Below are 17,069 nucleotides of genomic sequence, written 5' to 3' on the forward strand. Positions count from 1 at the left end.
CATGACCTCTGTAATTTGTATCCGGCGGGTCTGACGCTATTGTTTTTACGCCCATGTCCACCGGGACGTTCTATCCGCAAGCATTTTACAAAATTGTTAACAATTTTGAAACAACAAACGGCAAACGATTTTGTCCTTTATTGCTGGTAACTTCAAAACGGATAAGAGATTACCAGAAAAAAGCCGGCCGTCAGGCCGGCTTTTCGCTTACATCACCAGGCGGCGAATGTCGCTCAGCATATTGTTGATGATGGTGATAAAGCGCGCACCATCAGCACCGTCGATCACGCGGTGGTCGAAGGACAGAGAGATCGGCATCATCAGACGCGGCACGAACTCTTTACCATTCCATACCGGCTCCATCGCGGATTTAGACACACCGAGGATAGCCACTTCCGGCGCGTTCACAATCGGCGCGAAGTGGGTGGTACCCAGGCCGCCGATGCTGGAGATAGTGAAGCAACCACCCTGCATTTCGCCAGCGGTCAGCTTACCATCACGCGCTTTCTTAGAAATCACGGTCAGTTCACGAGACAGCTCGGTAATGCTCTTCTTGTTCACGTCTTTAAAGACCGGAACAACCAGACCATTCGGAGTATCAACCGCCACACCGATGTTGATGTATTTCTTCAGCGTCAGACGCTGAGCATCTTCAGACAGGGAGCTGTTGAAGCGCGGCATCTGCTCAAGCGCCGCGGCAACGGCTTTCATGATGAAAACAACCGGAGTGAATTTCACGTCCAGCTTACGCTTCTCAGCTTCGGCGTTCTGCTGTTTACGGAACGCTTCCAGATCGGTGATATCGGTTTTATCGAAGTGCGTAACGTGCGGGATCATCACCCAGTTACGGCTCAGGTTAGCGCCAGAGATCTTCTGGATGCGGCCCAGTTCAACTTCTTCCACTTCACCAAACTTGCTGAAGTCCACTTTCGGCCACGGCAGCATGCCCGGGATACCGCCGCCGGTAGCAGCAGGCGCGGCTTCAGCGCGTTTAACCGCTTCTTTCACGTAGGCCTGAACGTCTTCGCGCAGGATACGGCCTTTACGACCGGAACCTTTCACTTTCGCCAGGTTGACGCCGAATTCGCGCGCCAGACGACGAATCAGCGGCGTTGCGTGAACGTAAGCGTCGTTTTCAGCAAACTCAGATTTGCCTTCCGCTTTTGCAGCAGGCGCTGCGGCAGGTTTAGCCGCCTGAGCCGGTGCTGCAGCAGGAGCCGGAGCGGCTGCGGCCGGAGCCGCGGCAGGCGCTGCGCCTTCCACTTCGAAGACCATGATCAGAGAACCGGTGGAAACTTTGTCGCCGGTGCTGATTTTGATCTCTTTCACGGTACCCGCGAACGGCGCCGGCACTTCCATGGAAGCTTTGTCGCCTTCAACAGTGATCAGTGACTGTTCAGCGGCAATTTTATCGCCCACTTTCACCATCACTTCGGTCACTTCAACTTCATCACCGCCGATATCCGGAACGTGAACTTCTTTAGAACCCGAAGCTGCCGGTGCAGCAGCAGCCGGAGCGGCTTCCGCTTTTGCCGGAGCTGCGGCAGGCGCTGCGCCCGCCACTTCGAAGATCATGATCAGGGAACCCGTGGACACTTTGTCGCCGGTGTTGATTTTGATCTCTTTCACGGTGCCCGCGAACGGCGCCGGTACTTCCATAGAAGCTTTGTCGCCTTCTACGGTAATCAGGGATTGTTCAGCGGCGATGGTGTCGCCCACTTTGACCATGATTTCCGTGACTTCAACTTCATCACCGCCGATATCCGGTACATGAACTTCTTTCGCGCTGGCGGCTGCCGGTGCTGCGGCGGCCGGAGCGGCTTCTTTCTTCTCTTCCTGCGCAGGTGCAGCGGCTGCTGCACCATCGGCGGAATCGAAAATCATGATCAGTTTACCGGTCTCGGTTTTGTCGCCGACGGAGACTTTGATCTCTTTAACGACGCCAGCCTGCGGAGACGGAACTTCCATAGAGGCTTTGTCGCCTTCTACGGTGATCAGCGACTGTTCAGCTTCAACTTTGTCGCCCACTTTGACCAGAATCTCGGTGATTTCAACTTCATCAGCCCCGATGTCCGGTACTTTGATTTCGATAGCCATTATTCTTTTACCTCTTACGCCAGACGCGGGTTAACTTTATCTGCATCGATGTTGAATTTAGTGATGGCTTCCGCAACCACTTTCTTATCGATTTCGCCACGTTTAGCCAGTTCGCCCAGCGCTGCTACCACTACGTAGGAAGCGTCAACTTCGAAGTGGTGACGCAGGTTTTCACGGCTGTCAGAGCGACCGAAGCCGTCGGTACCCAGTACGCGGTAATCATCGGCCGGTACGTAAGTACGAACCTGCTCAGCGAACAGTTTCATATAGTCAGTCGATGCGACTGCCGGAGCGTCGTTCATCACCTGAGCAATATACGGAACGCGCGGCGTTTCCAGCGGGTGCAGCATGTTCCAGCGTTCACAATCCTGGCCATCGCGCGCCAGTTCGGTGAAGGAGGTGACGCTATAAACGTCAGAACCTACGCCGTAGTCGTTAGCCAGGATCTGCGCGGCTTCACGAACGTGACGCAGGATAGAACCGGAGCCCAGCAGCTGAACTTTACCTTTGCTACCTTCAACGGTTTCGAGTTTGTAGATACCTTTACGGATACCTTCCTCGGCGCCTTCCGGCATGGCCGGCATGTGGTAGTTTTCGTTCAGCGTGGTGATGTAGTAGTAAACGTTCTCTTGTTTCTCACCGTACATACGCTCCAGACCATCGTGCATGATGACCGCAACTTCGTACGCGTAAGACGGATCGTAAGAGATACAGTTCGGGATGGTCAGAGACTGAATATGGCTATGGCCATCTTCGTGCTGCAGACCTTCGCCGTTCAGCGTCGTACGACCGGAAGTACCACCGATCAGGAAGCCGCGAGCCTGCTGGTCGCCGGCCTGCCAGCACAGGTCGCCGATACGCTGGAACCCGAACATGGAGTAGTAGATGTAGAAGGGGATCATCGGCAGGTTGTTGGTGCTGTAGGAGGTCGCAGCAGCCAACCAGGACGCGCCTGCACCCAGTTCGTTGATACCTTCCTGCAGAATCTGGCCTTTCTCGTCTTCTTTGTAGTATGCAACCTGCTCACGGTCCTGCGGGGTGTACTGCTGGCCGTTCGGGCTGTAGATACCGATCTGACGGAACAGACCTTCCATACCAAAGGTACGCGCTTCATCGGCGATGATCGGCACGAGGCGGTCTTTGATGGATTTGTTCTTCAGCATCACGTTCAGGGCACGAACGAACGCGATAGTGGTAGAGATCTCTTTATTCTGCTCTTCCAGCAGCGGCCCGAAATCTTCCAGAGTCGGCAGCTCCAGCTTCTCATCGAAGTTCGGCTGACGGCTCGGCAGATAGCCGTGCAGTTTCTGACGCTGGGCGTGCAGATAGGTGTGCTCTTCGGAACCTTCCGGGAAGGTCACGTACGGCAGTTTTTCGATATCCGCATCGGCAACCGGCACGTTGAAACGATCGCGGACGTAGCGAACGCCGTCCATGTTCATTTTCTTAACCTGGTGGGCGATGTTTTTACCTTCAGCGGTGTCACCCATGCCGTAACCTTTAATGGTATGGGCGAGGATAACGGTAGCTTTGCCTTTGGTTTCCTGCGCTTTTTTCAGTGCAGCATAGACTTTCTTCGGATCGTGGCCGCCGCGGTTGAGGGCCCAGATCTGCTCGTCAGTCCAGTCGGCAACCAGCGCTGCGGTTTCCGGATATTTACCGAAGAAGTGCTCACGCACGTAGGCGCCATCTTTGGATTTGAAGGTCTGGTAGTCACCGTCAACGGTCTCTTCCATCAGCTGGATCAGTTTACCGCTGGTGTCTTTACGCAGCAGTTCGTCCCAGCGTCCGCCCCAGATAACCTTGATAACGTTCCAGCCAGCACCACCAAAGATGCCTTCCAGTTCGTTAATGATCTTGCCATTACCGGTAACCGGGCCGTCAAGACGCTGCAGGTTACAGTTGATAACGAAAACCAGGTTGTCCAGTTTCTCACGGGTCGCGATGGTGATCGCGCCTTTGGATTCCGGTTCGTCCATCTCACCGTCGCCCAGGAAGGCGTAAACGGTTTGTTTGGAAGTATCTTTCAGACCACGGTGTTCCAGATATTTCAGGAACTTAGCCTGATAAATCGCGCCGATAGGGCCCAGGCCCATAGAAACGGTCGGGAACTGCCAGAATTCCGGCATCAGTTTCGGGTGCGGATAAGAGGACAGACCTTTACCGTGAACTTCCTGACGGAAGTTGTTCATCTGCTCTTCAGTCAGACGACCTTCCAGGAAAGCACGCGCGTAGACGCCCGGAGAGATGTGGCCCTGGAAGTAAACCAGGTCGCCGCCGTCCTGTTCGTTGCGTGCGCGGAAGAAGTGGTTAAAGCACACTTCGTAGAAGGTTGCGGAAGACTGGAAGGAAGCCATGTGGCCGCCCAGTTCGAGATCCTTTTTCGATGCGCGCAGAACGGTCATGATGGCGTTCCAGCGGATCGCAGAACGGATACGACGTTCCAGATCCAGATTCCCCGGGTATTCCGGTTCATCTTCAACGGCAATAGTGTTTACGTAACCACCGGTCGATGCGCCAGCAGCCACTTTCACCCCGCCTTTGCGGGCTTCAGAAAGGAGTTGGTCAATAAGATACTGAGCGCGCTCAACACCTTCTTCACGGATGACCGATTCGATCGCCTGTAGCCAGTCGCGAGTTTCGATCGGATCCACGTCATTGGGTAAACGTTCTGACATGGGGGGTATTCCTTATCTATCTAATCGTTGATTAATCTGGAACCTGTCCCATTGAATTCTCGCCAGAGAATGCAATAAGACAGGTTCTGCGTTTAGTTGCCGCGCTCTAAAAATGGCGCTTAAGAACCGGAGTTCTCATCTTTTCGTTGCTGTAAACGACGCAGCGAGCGTTCACGACGGCTCTGCTCACGGCTACGATCCAGCAAAATTTCCTCAATGAACGCCAGGTGACGATGCGAGGCTTCACGCGCCTGCTCCGGTTCCCCGGCGATTATCGCCTCAAAAATTCGAGTACGATGATTGCTGACCTGCGGGAGCATCTCCCGACGGGCGTACAACAATTCAAAATTCTGGCGAACGTTCTGGGCCAGCATCGGCTCCATACAGCGTAGTAGATGGAGCAGCACCACATTGTGCGCCGCTTCGGTGACGGCAATTTGATACTGGACGACGGCATCGGATTCGGCGTCAAGATCGCCGGACTGCTGAGCCCGTTCAATGGCCTGATGCAGCTCGCGAATACGTTCGCGGTCTTCATCGTTGCTGCGCAGCGCTGCGTAATAAGCCGCAATGCCTTCAAGCGCGTGACGGGTTTCCAGCAGATCGAATTGGGATTCAGGGTGGTCGGACAGTAGCTCTACCAGCGGGTCGCTGAAGCTCTGCCACAGGCGGCTTTGTACAAACGTTCCGCCCCCCTGGCGACGAAGCAACAAGCCCTTAGCTTCGAGGCGTTGAATAGCCTCACGGAGCGAGGGACGGGAAACGTCGAACTGTTTTGCCAGTTCACGTTCTGGCGGGAGTTTTTCACCGGGGCGCAACGTCCCCTCAAGGATTAAAAACTCCAGCTGCTGCTCTATCACATCGGATAGTTTTGGTTGGCGGATCTTGCTGTAGGCCATATTCCCTGTCTCTGCCATTAGCCCGGAGTCAATTGGTCTTACCAATTCATAGTTCGTATCGCTAAAGTAACAAAGTATTCACCTTCTGTCCATACAGGTTTTGATTGAAATCATTAAACCTGGCACGTTTTAACAACCTTACAGAAATAACATTTCATAAATGTAACTTTGCACAAATGTTGTGTTTACTCACAAAGAGGTAGCGTTAACTTAATCGAAACGAAAAATTACGCTATCTGAACCGATTCAACTCACCAACTAATGAATATAAATTCAATAAAAGCGACTAAATGGCAAAGAAGAGGTAGGAGCGGAATATTGAGGTGTGATTTACAAATGGTTTCTTTTTGCTCGCTTCGTCATCATCCCTTCATAAAGCAGGTGCATTCAGCGGCGCTTATCACTATTCTCCATGATACGAAAGGCCTTTTCATGAATTCCCTCTCCGCCTTGCGTAAAGAAATAAATACATCATCGGAATTTGATAATTACACAAACACAACAATATCTGCGTTGCATCACTCGGGGCAAAACGGAGCTCAGGCCCGCTGAAATTTCACTGACTATGCTATCAGGCAGGGATGGACAGCGAAGAAGTCACCTGAAGGATGACGCGGACAAACATAATAACCATAACCACACACGAGGTTTCATGATGGAAGGTCAACAGCATGGCGATCGGCTAAAGCGCGGCCTTAAAAACCGCCATATTCAGCTTATTGCGCTGGGAGGCGCTATCGGTACCGGCTTGTTTCTCGGTAGCGCATCCGTCATCCAAAATGCAGGTCCCGGTATTATTCTGGGCTACGCAATTGCCGGTTTTATTGCCTTCCTGATTATGCGTCAGTTGGGCGAGATGGTCGTTGAAGAACCGGTGGCCGGTTCATTTAGTCATTTTGCCTACAAATACTGGGGCGGCTTTGCGGGCTTTGCTTCCGGCTGGAACTACTGGGTTCTTTACGTGCTGGTCGCGATGGCCGAGCTGACCGCGGTCGGGAAATACGTTCAGTTCTGGTGGCCGGAAATTCCTACCTGGGTTTCTGCGGCCATTTTCTTTATCGCCATCAACGCGATCAACCTGACTAACGTCAAAGTGTTTGGCGAAATGGAGTTCTGGTTCGCTATCATTAAAGTTGTCGCCGTCGTGGCGATGATCCTTTTCGGCGGCTGGCTGCTGTTTAGCGGCAACGGCGGCCCGCAGGCCACCGTACGCAACCTGTGGGAGCAAGGCGGATTCCTGCCGCACGGCTTCACCGGGCTGGTGATGATGATGGCGATTATTATGTTCTCGTTCGGCGGTCTGGAGCTGGTGGGTATTACCGCCGCAGAAGCGGATAACCCGGAACAAAGCATTCCAAAAGCCACTAACCAGGTTATCTACCGTATTCTGATTTTCTATGTGGGCTCGCTGGCCGTTCTGCTTTCGCTGCTGCCATGGAGCCGCGTGACCGCCGATACCAGTCCGTTCGTCCTGATTTTCCATGAGCTGGGCGATACCTTTGTCGCTAACGCCCTGAATATCGTGGTCCTGACCGCGGCGCTTTCGGTGTATAACAGCTGCGTTTACTGCAACAGCCGTATGCTGTTCGGCCTGGCCCAGCAGGGTAACGCGCCAAAAGCGCTGATGAGCGTCGATAAACGCGGCGTGCCGGTCAACACTATTCTGGTCTCCGCACTGGTGACCGCGCTGTGCGTCCTGATTAACTACTTCGCGCCGGAATCGGCGTTTGGTCTGCTGATGGCGCTGGTAGTTTCTGCCCTGGTGATCAACTGGGCGATGATCAGCCTGGCGCATATCAAATTCCGTCGCGCTAAGCAGCAGCAGGGCGTGGTGACCCGCTTCCCGGCGCTGCTGTATCCGCTGGGCAACTGGATTTGCCTGCTGTTCATGGCGGGAGTACTGGTGATCATGCTGATGACCCCTGGCATGGCGATCTCCGTTTACCTTATTCCGGTATGGATTGCCGTTCTCGGCGTCGGCTACCTGTTTAAGCAGAAAACGGCCAGCACCATTAAAGCATAATCATACATCTCCTGAATCTGTGCCCGCCCGCCGCTGGCGGGCACAGCGCATTGTTATCTGCTTCACACTTTCCCCCTGATAACCGATTTATCCATATCGTTAACCCTTTCCTACAACGCATTTATTTATTACCCGACTAATAATTCTCTCCATACCGCAACGGGGAGATCGCCGCGATGAATGGCAATAAGCTTTCAGTTAAAGAGAAAATAGGCTACGGGATGGGTGATGCCGGATGCAATATCATCTTCGGTGCCATCATGCTGTTTGTTAACTATTTTTATACGGATATTTTTGGCCTCGCACCTGCGCTGGTGGGTGTATTACTGCTCTCTGTACGCGTTATTGATGCGGTTACCGATCCGATTATGGGGGCGATGGCCGACCGTACCCGCAGCAAATATGGCCGTTTTCGTCCATGGCTGCTGTGGATTGCCTTCCCGTACGCGCTGTTCAGCGTCCTGATGTTTACCACGCCGGAGTGGACGTACAATAGCAAGGTTATCTATGCTTTCGTCACCTACTTCATGCTCTCGCTAACCTATACCGCGATTAACATCCCCTACTGCTCACTGGGTAGCGTGATTACGAATGACCCGCAGGAACGCGTGGCCTGCCAGTCCTATCGTTTCGTGATGGTCGGTATTGCCACTCTTCTGCTATCCCTGACGCTGCTGCCGATGGCGGACTGGTTCGGCGGTGAGGATAAAGCCAAAGGCTACCAGATGGCGATGACCGTGCTGGCGTTTATCGGTATGTGCATGTTCCTGTTCTGCTTTGCCACCGTTCGTGAGCGCGTAAAACCCGCAGTCCAGACCAACGACGAGCTGAAAAAAGATCTGAAAGACATCTGGAAAAACGACCAGTGGGTTCGCATCCTGCTGTTAACGCTGTGCAACGTCTGTCCGGGCTTTATTCGCATGGCCGCCACCATGTACTACGTCACCTGGGTTATGCAGCAAAGCACCCACTTCGCCACGCTGTTTATCAGCCTTGGCGTGGTCGGGATGATGATCGGTAGTATGCTGGCGAAAGTTCTGACCGACCGCTGGTGTAAACTGCAGGTGTTTTTCTGGACCAATATCGTCCTGGCCGTTTTCTCCTGCGCGTTCTATTTCTTCGACCCGCACGCCACCATGATGATTATGGCGCTCTACTTCCTGCTGAATATCCTGCATCAGATCCCCTCACCGCTGCACTGGTCGCTGATGGCCGACGTTGACGACTACGGCGAATGGAAGACCGGCAAACGCATCACCGGCATCAGCTTCTCCGGCAACCTGTTCTTCCTGAAGGTCGGTCTGGCTATCGCCGGCGCGATGGTTGGCTTCCTGCTCTCCTGGTACGGTTACGATGCTGGCGCGAAACAGCAAAGCGCATCCGCGATTAACGGTATCGTACTGCTATTCAGCGTTATCCCCGGCGTCGGCTATCTCATTACCGCGGGAGTGGTGCGTATGCTGAAGGTTAACCGCGAATTTATGAGGCAAATTCAGTCTGACCTCGAGAAACGCCGGGTCAACTATAGCGAGCTCAATGACTATCAGGAACTGAAAACCGGCGAACATGTAAGGAAAGCGTAATGAAAAACTGGCCGAATCCATTTATTGAACAACGCGCGGACCCGTATATTCTGCGCCATCAGGATAGCTACTACTTTATTGCCTCGGTGCCGGAGTACGACCGTCTGGAAATCCGCCACTCCGCAACCCTTGAAGGTTTACGCGACGCGCAGCCGGTGGTCGTCTGGCGTAAGCCGGACAGCGGCCCGATGAGCCAGCTCATATGGGCCCCGGAGCTGCATGAGATTGACGGAAAATGGTACATCTACTTTGCGGCAACCCACACGCACGACCTGGATGCGCTGGGGATGTTCCAGCACCGCATGTTCGCCCTGGAATGCGCGGACAGCGACCCATTAACCGGTAAATGGCAGGAAAAAGGGCAGATTAAAACGCCGCTTGATACCTTTGCGCTGGATGCCACGACTTTCCGCCATCAGGGTAAGCAGTGGTATCTGTGGGCGCAAAAAGATCCTGAAATTAAAGGTAATACCAACCTCTATCTGGCTGAACTGGAAAATCCGTGGACGCTAAAAGGTCAGCCGGTCATGCTGAGTCAACCCGAGTTCGACTGGGAGTGCCGAGGTTTTCTGGTGAACGAAGGCCCGGCGGTACTGTTCCACGGAGACAAGCTGTTCGTCAGCTATTCCGCCAGCGCCACCGACGAAAACTACTGCATGGGCTTACTGTGGATAGACGTTAGCGCCGACCCGCTCCGGCCGGAAAACTGGCATAAAGCGCCGCAGCCGGTATTCCGCACCAGTTATGAGAATCGTCAGTATGGGCCCGGACACAATAGTTTTACGCAGACGCCGGAGGGAGAAGATGTGCTGGTGTACCACGCGCGTAACTACACCGAAATCGAAGGCGACCCGCTGTACGATCCAAATCGTCATACGCGCCTGAAGCTCATTCGCTGGCAAGAAAACGGGATGCCTGATTTTGGCATCCCGGCAGCAGACACGTATTAAGAGTCATGCCTGCCCGCCAACGGGCAGGCGCTTAAATCAGCGTACCGTAAATGGTCAGCAGCGCCATAATCACCACCACCACCAGCGATGTTTTCTTCGCCATAGAGACCGCCGCCTTCGGCGTGGCCACTTTATCCACGTGCGGCTCACGCGCCAGCGAATACTGCGCCAGACGCGTCAATACCTGATACTGAGAAGAGTGGCGGTCGCCCAGCGAGGCAAACCACGCCGGTAAGGCTTTTTCCCCGTGTCCAACCAAAGCGTACACCACGCCGACCAGGCGTACCGGAACCCAATCGACCACGTGCAGAATACCGTCGATACCCGACTGTAAGCGATGGCGCGGCGTCTGATAACGCGCCAGCCACGTTTGCCAGGCCCGCAGCGTACAGTAGGCGATCAGGGTTAACGGCCCCCACGGCCCGCCGACCACAAACCAGAACAGCGGAGCAAGATAATAGCGGTAGTTAATCCACAGCAGCGCATTTTGCAGCTCGCTCAGATACTCACGCTGGTCGCAGCCGGGCGGTACGCCGTGGATCAGGGTAAGTTCACTGGCCATGGCGTCGCAGGCGCGGCTATCATCGCGCGCCGCGGCCTTCAGGTAGGCGTGATAGTGCAAACGGACTTTACCTGCGCCGATGCACAGCAGGCCCAGCAGGATCCAGAACACCAGCAGCGGAACGTTAAACAGCTGCCCCTGCAGCAGGCGCTGAATAATAAACACCACTGCCGCCGCCGCGACCGTCATCAGTACCGTTGTCAGCAGGGAATAATGCTTTATCCGGCGAAACAGCACTTCCAGCCGATGATCGAGCTGCCAGTGCTCGCCCAGCTTAAACAAGCGCTCGGCAATGAGGACTAACAGCGTAGTGAACAACGTCATGGCATCTCCTTATTCTGACGACGGGGTTAACAGACCGCGAAATTTTACCCAGTCAAAAGCCGGGCCGGGATCCGTTTTACGCACTGGCGCAATATCGCTATGGCCGGTGATATTGTCGGCTATCGCCGGATAGAGCGGGATAAGCTGACGGGTAACGGCTGCCAGCTGCTGATACTGCGCGTCGGTATAAGCCAGCTCGTCGGTCCCTTCCAGCTCAATGCCTATCGAAAAATCGTTGCAGCGCTCGCGCCCGTGATAGCTTGAAACACCCGCGTGCCACGCGCGCTTGTCGAAAGGCACATACTGCACGATTTCACCATCGCGGCGAATCAGACAATGCGCCGAAACGCGAAGATGGGCAATCTCGGCAAAGAAAGGATGGGCATGGGGATCGAGCGTACCGCTGAACAGGGCATCAATCCACGGGCCGCCAAATTCGCCGGGCGGTAGGCTTATATTGTGCACCACCAGCAAAGAGGGAGTTTCATTATCCGGACGACTATCTTGATGCGGCGAAGGTACCCGACGCGCCTCGACCAGCCATCCCCCGTTCAACTGCATGTTGAGTCTCCTTTTACTAGCTTATGCATTCGCGGCACCGCGTCCAACAAATCCCCGGCATCATACGCCCTGTCGCTCAGCGGACTAACGCCAAAAGCTGAAACCGCCGGCAAAATGAAGCGGATGTGGTACAAAAACGTTGTTCAGGTTAGCATGTTTCCCACTTCTGAATCTTATCTATCTGGAGCTTTATCATGACGCCTCGTCGCTACAATCCCGACCGCCGCCGTGACGCGCTGCTGGAGCGTATTAATCTTGATATTACCGATGCCGTCGCCCAATCCCTGCGGGAAGATTTAGGCGGTGAAGTGGATGCGAATAACGACATTAGCGCACAATTATTGCCGCAGGACGCGCGCTCGCATGCGGTCGTGATCACCCGCGAAGATGGCGTATTTTGCGGTAAACGCTGGGTAGAAGAAGTCTTTATTCAGCTTGCGGGCGATGACGTTAACTTCACCTGGCATGTTGCAGATGGCGATGCGGTAAAAGCAAACCAGCCGCTGTTCGAGCTGGATGGCCCTTCGCGTATTCTGCTCACCGGCGAGCGCACCGCGCTTAATTTCGTGCAGACGTTGTCCGGGGTGGCGAGTGAAGTCCGCCGCTATGTCGATCTGCTGGCGGGCACCAAAACTCAGCTGCTCGATACGCGCAAAACGCTGCCGGGTCTGCGCACGGCGCTGAAGTACGCGGTCTTATGCGGCGGCGGTGCCAACCATCGCCTGGGCCTCTCCGATGCCTTTCTGATTAAAGAGAATCATATTATCGCTTCCGGCTCGGTACGGCAGGCGGTTGAAAAAGCGTTCTGGCTACACCCTGATGTGCCGGTAGAAGTGGAAGTCGAAACCCTTGAAGAGCTGGACGAAGCGCTGAAAGCCGGCGCCGACATCATTATGCTCGACAACTTCACTACCGACCTGATGCGCGAAGCGGTCAAACTCACCCAGGGTCAGGCAGCGCTGGAAGTCTCCGGCAACGTCACATTCGATACCATTCGTGAATTTGCCGAAACCGGCGTCGACTACATCTCCGTTGGCGCGTTGACGAAACACGTGCGCGCCCTCGACCTCTCTATGCGTTTTCGCTAATCCCCCTGCCCCGGTTTTCACTTTATGCCGGGGCTCGCTTTTGCGAACTGACTCGCATGCCAATAATCCCTCCATGCAAGCGGCCCAAAAAGCCTGGAACCCGGCTTCCTTAGGCGAAATCTGCGGCTCGTATCGCTAAAAAAAGCCCGGCAAAGTGCTCCCGAAGATAACAAGGAGCAACTTATGAACAAACAACATGGCTTTACCCTCATCGAACTCATGGTGGTCATCGGGATCATCGCCATTCTCAGCGCAATCGGCATTCCGGCCTATCAGAACTACCTGCGAAAAGCGGCGCTTACCGACATGCTACAAACCTTCGTCCCTTTCCGTACCGCCATTGAGCTATGCGCGCTGGAGCACGGCGGATTAACCCCCTGCGATGGCGGAAGCAATGGGATCCCCTCCCCCGCAACCACCCGCTACGTCTCCGCTATGACCGTAGCGACGGGCGTTGTCACGCTCACCGGCCAGGAAAGTCTCAATGGCCTGAGCGTCACTATGACGCCGTCCTGGGATAACGCTAACGGTATCACCGGCTGGCAGCGCGTTTGTAATATTACCGGCGATAGCGCACTCAAGCAGGCCTGTGAAGATGTGTTCCGTTTTAACTGAGGGGGCGGCAATGAAAACTGAACAATTGATCCCCCTGTGCCAGCGCTACAAGGCATTGCTGCTCGATAGCGATGAACACACCATTGCCATCGCCGTAGTCGATGCCCCTGCACCGGAACTCATGGAAGCCCTGCGCTTCGCGACTCAGAAAAGGATTGATATCGAATGCTGGAGCCAGGACCGGATGGACAAACGGCTGCAGACGCCGGGAATATCAACGCTCGCCCCACCTGTTGAAGCCTCAGCCAGCGTCGTTGAACAGGTGAATAACCTTCTCGAACAAGCCCTGCGCCAGCGCGCGTCTGATATTCATATCGAACCCGGCGACGATCGCCTGAGAATTCGCCTGCGGGTAGACGGCGTACTCCATTCTCTTGCGCCGCTAGCCGCGGAGCTCGCCGCCCCAATCACCGCCCGACTTAAGGTGCTCGGTAATCTGGATATCGCCGAACATCGGATACCGCAGGACGGTCAGTTCACCCTCACGCTCTCCGAGCGTCCGATCTCGTTTCGGATCGCCACGCTTCCCTGCCGCGGAGGGGAGAAAATCGTTCTGCGTTTACTACATCAGGTTGAACAAGCGCTGGACCTGGAGGCGCTGGGGCTCTCCTCCCAGCAGCTTGCCGCCTTCCGCTCGGCGCTAAACCAACCCCAGGGCCTGATGCTGGTTACCGGTCCGACGGGAAGTGGGAAAACCGTCACTTTATACAGCGCGCTACAGGCGCGGAATCGCGACGAGGTCAATATATGCAGCGTTGAAGATCCGCTAGAGATCCCCATTGTGGGGATGAATCAGACGCAGATTAACCCCCGGGCGGGTTTAACCTTTCACAGTGTACTGCGCGCCCTGCTCCGTCAGGATCCTGATATCGTAATGGTGGGAGAAATACGCGATGCGGAAACCGCTGAAATCGCGATAAAAGCAGCGCAGACCGGGCACCTGGTGCTCTCAACGCTGCACACCAATTCAACCAGTGAAACGCTGGTCCGCCTGCAGCAGATGGGCGTTGCGCGCTGGATGATCTCATCCGCGCTTTCGCTGGTGGTGGCTCAGCGTCTGGTACGCAAGCTGTGCCCCCACTGCCGGCGGGAAACCGGCAGTTCGGCTGATGTTCCGCACAGTCTGTGGCCGCGGGCGCTTCCTCGCTGGCAGGCTCCGGGCTGTCAGCACTGCTATCACGGCTACTACGGTCGCCTGGCGCTCTTTGAGCTGTTACCCGTCAATACCACGTTACGGCAGGCGATAACTCAAGGTCTTAGCGCCGGGGAGATCGAGTCCCTGGCAAGGGAATCCGGCATGATGACGCTATTTGAGAGCGGCTGCCTGGCCGTCGAACGCGGGATGACCAGTCTGGAAGAAGTGGTACGCGTGTTGGGGATACCGCATGGCGACTAAACGACTGTGGCGCTGGCGCGGTATCACTCTCCAGGGCGCTCCCTGCCAGGGAACGCTCTGGCAGGATAATCGCCCGGAGGCATTGCAGGTTCTACAGCAGCAACGAATTATCCCGCTGACGCTGCGCCGCTGTAGCGTGCAAAACGCCCTCTGGCATCCGCGCTACAGCGGTGAAATCATCCGCCAGCTGGCGGCCCTTCTTCAGGCCGGCCTCCCGCTGGCTGAGGGGCTGGAACTGCTGGCTCAGCAGCAGCCCAATGCGCAATGGCAAGCGTTGCTGCAAACCCTGGCAGAGGATCTGGCGCAGGGCATTTCGCTTTCAGGCTCTCTGGAAAAATGGCCTGAAGCGTTCCCCCCGTTATATCTGGCCATGATCCGCACCGGTGAGCTTACCGGTAAACTGGAGCTATGCTGCGCCGATCTGGCCCAGCAGCAGCGAGAACAGCTGCTCCTTACCGAGAAAGTGAAAAAAGCGCTGCGCTACCCGCTGATTATTTTGACTCTGGCGCTGCTGGTGGTCATGGGAATGCTGTGTTTCGTCTTACCGGAGTTTGCCGCTATATATCAAACTTTCAACACCCCGCTGCCGTGGCTGACCCGTGTGGTAATGAGCGTCGGTGAGGGGCTAACTCGCTTTTGGCCATTGCTCGCGGCGCTGGGTATTTTGCCTGCGATACTCAACCGGCTGATTTGCCAGCGGCCAGGCTGGCTGCTGTATCGCCAGAAGCTGCTCCATACGCTGCCGGTGTTTGGCAAACTGCTATGCGGCCAGCGGCTTAGCCAGATTTTTACCGTACTCGCCTTGACGCAAAGCGCCGGTATCAGCTTTCTGCAAGGGCTGCAAAGCGTAGAGGAAACCCTGAATTGTCCGCTGTGGCGACAGAGGCTCCGCCAGGTTTGCCGGCAAATTACCCACGGCGATCCCATCTGGCAGGCGCTCGCCAACAGCGGAGGATTTACGCCGCTGTGTCTACAGCTGATTCGTACCGGTGAAGCTTCAGGTTCGCTGGATACCATGCTGGCCAATCTGGCTCGTCACCATAGCGAGCAGACGCATCAGCAGGCAGATAACCTGGCCACCTTACTGGAGCCGATGATGCTGGTTGTAACCGGAACGATTGTCGGCGTGCTGGTGGTGGCGATGTATTTACCCATTTTTCATCTGGGCGACGCCATTAGCGGGATGGGGGGATAACGCTGGCGCAAACGCGCCAGCGAGCGGCATTACAGGCTGTTGAACACGCGGTTCTCTTGCTCCTGTACGCGAATAAAAGTCGTACGTTTAGTCAGTTCTTTCAGGCGTGAAGCACCAACGTAGGTGCACGCGGAGCGCAGGCCGCCAAGAATATCGCGCGCGGTGTGTTCAACCGGGCCGCGCAGAGGCAGCTTAACGGTTTTGCCTTCCGCCGCACGATACTGGGCTACGCCGCCAACGTGACGGGTCATCGCCGACTCGGAGCTCATGCCGTAGAACAGCATGAATTTTTCACCGTTTTCTTCAACCACGGTGCCGCCGCTCTCTTCGTGACCAGCCAGCATACCGCCAAGCATCACAAAATCTGCGCCGCCGCCGAATGCTTTAGCCACATCTCCGGGCATAGTGCATCCGCCGTCGCTGATAATCTGCCCGCCAAGGCCGTGCGCCGCGTCGGCACATTCAATCACGGCGGAAAGCTGTGGATAGCCGACACCGGTTTTCACGCGGGTTGTACATACGGAGCCCGGGCCGATGCCAACCTTCACGATATCGGCGCCAGAAAGAACCAGCTCTTCGCACATTTCGCCGGTAACAACGTTACCTGCAATGATGGTTTTCTGCGGCCAGGCTTCGCGGGCTTTCGCGACAAACTGCACGAAGTGCTCGGAATAGCCATTCGCCACGTCAATGCACACAAAGCTAAGCTGCGGGTTCTGGATCAGAATCTGTTTGGTTTTTTCGAAATCCGCGTCGGAGGTCCCGGTGGAGACCATTACGTGCTGCACGACATCCGCAGATACGCTCTGAACAAACGCCTGCCACTGTTCAACGCTGTAATGCTTATGCACCGCGGTCAGAACGCCGAACGAAGCCAGAGCTTTAGCCATAGCGAACGTGCCAACGGTATCCATGTTAGCAGCAATAATCGGCACGCCAGTCCAGGTCTGGCCAGAGTGTTTGAAAGTGAATTCACGTTCCAGCTGTACGTCAGAACGGCTTTTGAGGGTAGAACGTTTCGGGCGGATAAGAACGTCTTTAAAACCAAGCTTCAAATCTTCTTCAATACGCATGTGCGAATTCCTGGGGTTAATTGCA

13 protein-coding genes are annotated in these 17,069 nt (G+C 55.2%); 7 read left to right on the forward strand and 6 right to left on the reverse strand.

Annotated features, from left to right (window positions below; genetic code table 11):
- Positions 1-207 precede the first annotated feature (207 nt).
- The 3 genes from aceF to pdhR form a co-directional block, all read right to left on the reverse strand.
- A complete protein-coding gene (aceF, locus tag CMQ96_RS22895) occupies positions 208-2,097 on the reverse strand; it encodes a pyruvate dehydrogenase complex dihydrolipoyllysine-residue acetyltransferase (RefSeq protein WP_004872140.1) in 1,890 nt (629 codons plus the stop codon).
- 14 nt (positions 2,098-2,111) lie between these two features.
- The gene (gene aceE, locus CMQ96_RS22900; protein ID WP_049090141.1) at positions 2,112-4,775 is read right to left on the reverse strand and encodes a pyruvate dehydrogenase (acetyl-transferring), homodimeric type; all 2,664 of its coding nucleotides are present in this window, start codon (positions 4,773-4,775) and stop codon (positions 2,112-2,114) included.
- A 119-nt stretch (positions 4,776-4,894) separates the two neighbouring features.
- Positions 4,895-5,674 (reverse strand): pyruvate dehydrogenase complex transcriptional repressor PdhR, encoded by a 780-nt coding sequence (pdhR, locus tag CMQ96_RS22905; RefSeq protein ID WP_004098632.1) that lies wholly within the window; start codon positions 5,672-5,674, stop codon positions 4,895-4,897.
- Between the two features lie 652 nt (positions 5,675-6,326).
- On the opposite strand from pdhR, the gene aroP reads away from it, so the two are divergent.
- The 3 genes from aroP to CMQ96_RS22920 all read left to right on the forward strand — a co-directional run bounded on the left by aroP (position 6,327) and on the right by CMQ96_RS22920 (position 10,230).
- Complete coding sequence (gene aroP, locus CMQ96_RS22910; protein ID WP_098067371.1) at positions 6,327-7,697, forward strand: aromatic amino acid transporter AroP; 1,371 nt, start codon at positions 6,327-6,329, stop codon at positions 7,695-7,697.
- Between the two features lie 176 nt (positions 7,698-7,873).
- Complete coding sequence (locus tag CMQ96_RS22915; RefSeq protein ID WP_098067372.1) at positions 7,874-9,280, forward strand: glycoside-pentoside-hexuronide (GPH):cation symporter; 1,407 nt, start codon at positions 7,874-7,876, stop codon at positions 9,278-9,280.
- Positions 9,280-10,230 (forward strand): family 43 glycosylhydrolase, encoded by a 951-nt coding sequence (locus CMQ96_RS22920; RefSeq protein WP_098067373.1) that lies wholly within the window; start codon positions 9,280-9,282, stop codon positions 10,228-10,230. Before CMQ96_RS22915 ends, CMQ96_RS22920 begins: the two co-directional genes overlap by 1 nt.
- Before the next feature lie 31 nt (positions 10,231-10,261).
- Here the strand turns inward: CMQ96_RS22920 and ampE are convergent, their stop codons facing one another.
- Both ampE and ampD read right to left on the reverse strand, forming a co-directional pair.
- Positions 10,262-11,116, reverse strand: coding sequence for a beta-lactamase regulator AmpE (ampE, locus tag CMQ96_RS22925; RefSeq protein ID WP_024360320.1), 855 nt, complete (start codon positions 11,114-11,116; stop codon positions 10,262-10,264).
- Positions 11,117-11,125: 9 nt separating this feature from the next.
- Positions 11,126-11,677 carry a 1,6-anhydro-N-acetylmuramyl-L-alanine amidase AmpD gene (gene ampD / locus CMQ96_RS22930; RefSeq protein ID WP_004872150.1) on the reverse strand — a complete coding sequence of 184 codons (552 nt, stop codon included), beginning with the start codon at positions 11,675-11,677 and terminating at the stop codon, positions 11,126-11,128.
- A gap of 194 nt (positions 11,678-11,871) precedes the next feature.
- Here ampD and nadC point away from each other — a divergent pair, with 194 nt between their 5' ends.
- The 4 genes from nadC to hofC all read left to right on the forward strand — a co-directional run bounded on the left by nadC (position 11,872) and on the right by hofC (position 15,971).
- Positions 11,872-12,765, forward strand: a complete 894-nt coding sequence (nadC, locus tag CMQ96_RS22935) for a carboxylating nicotinate-nucleotide diphosphorylase (RefSeq protein WP_004872153.1) — start codon at positions 11,872-11,874, stop codon at positions 12,763-12,765.
- A 183-nt stretch (positions 12,766-12,948) separates the two neighbouring features.
- A complete protein-coding gene (gene ppdD / locus CMQ96_RS22940; protein ID WP_004872155.1) occupies positions 12,949-13,380 on the forward strand; it encodes a prepilin peptidase-dependent pilin in 432 nt (143 codons plus the stop codon).
- Positions 13,381-13,390: 10 nt separating this feature from the next.
- On the forward strand, positions 13,391-14,776 hold the full coding sequence (gspE, locus tag CMQ96_RS22945) for a type II secretion system protein GspE (RefSeq protein WP_049130620.1): 1,386 nt from the start codon (positions 13,391-13,393) through the stop codon (positions 14,774-14,776).
- Positions 14,766-15,971: a protein transport protein HofC gene (gene hofC, locus CMQ96_RS22950; protein WP_098067374.1), complete on the forward strand. Its 1,206-nt coding sequence runs from the start codon at positions 14,766-14,768 to the stop codon at positions 15,969-15,971. The genes gspE and hofC overlap by 11 nt, the downstream gene beginning before the upstream one ends.
- A 29-nt stretch (positions 15,972-16,000) precedes the next feature.
- On the opposite strand, the gene CMQ96_RS22955 is transcribed toward hofC, so the two are convergent.
- Positions 16,001-17,044: a GMP reductase gene (locus tag CMQ96_RS22955; protein WP_049087180.1), complete on the reverse strand. Its 1,044-nt coding sequence runs from the start codon at positions 17,042-17,044 to the stop codon at positions 16,001-16,003.
- Positions 17,045-17,069: the final 25 nt, after the last annotated feature.

Source organism: Klebsiella sp. MBT K-1 (genome assembly GCF_002556465.1).
Classification (GTDB): Bacteria; Pseudomonadota; Gammaproteobacteria; order Enterobacterales; family Enterobacteriaceae; genus Klebsiella; species Klebsiella grimontii.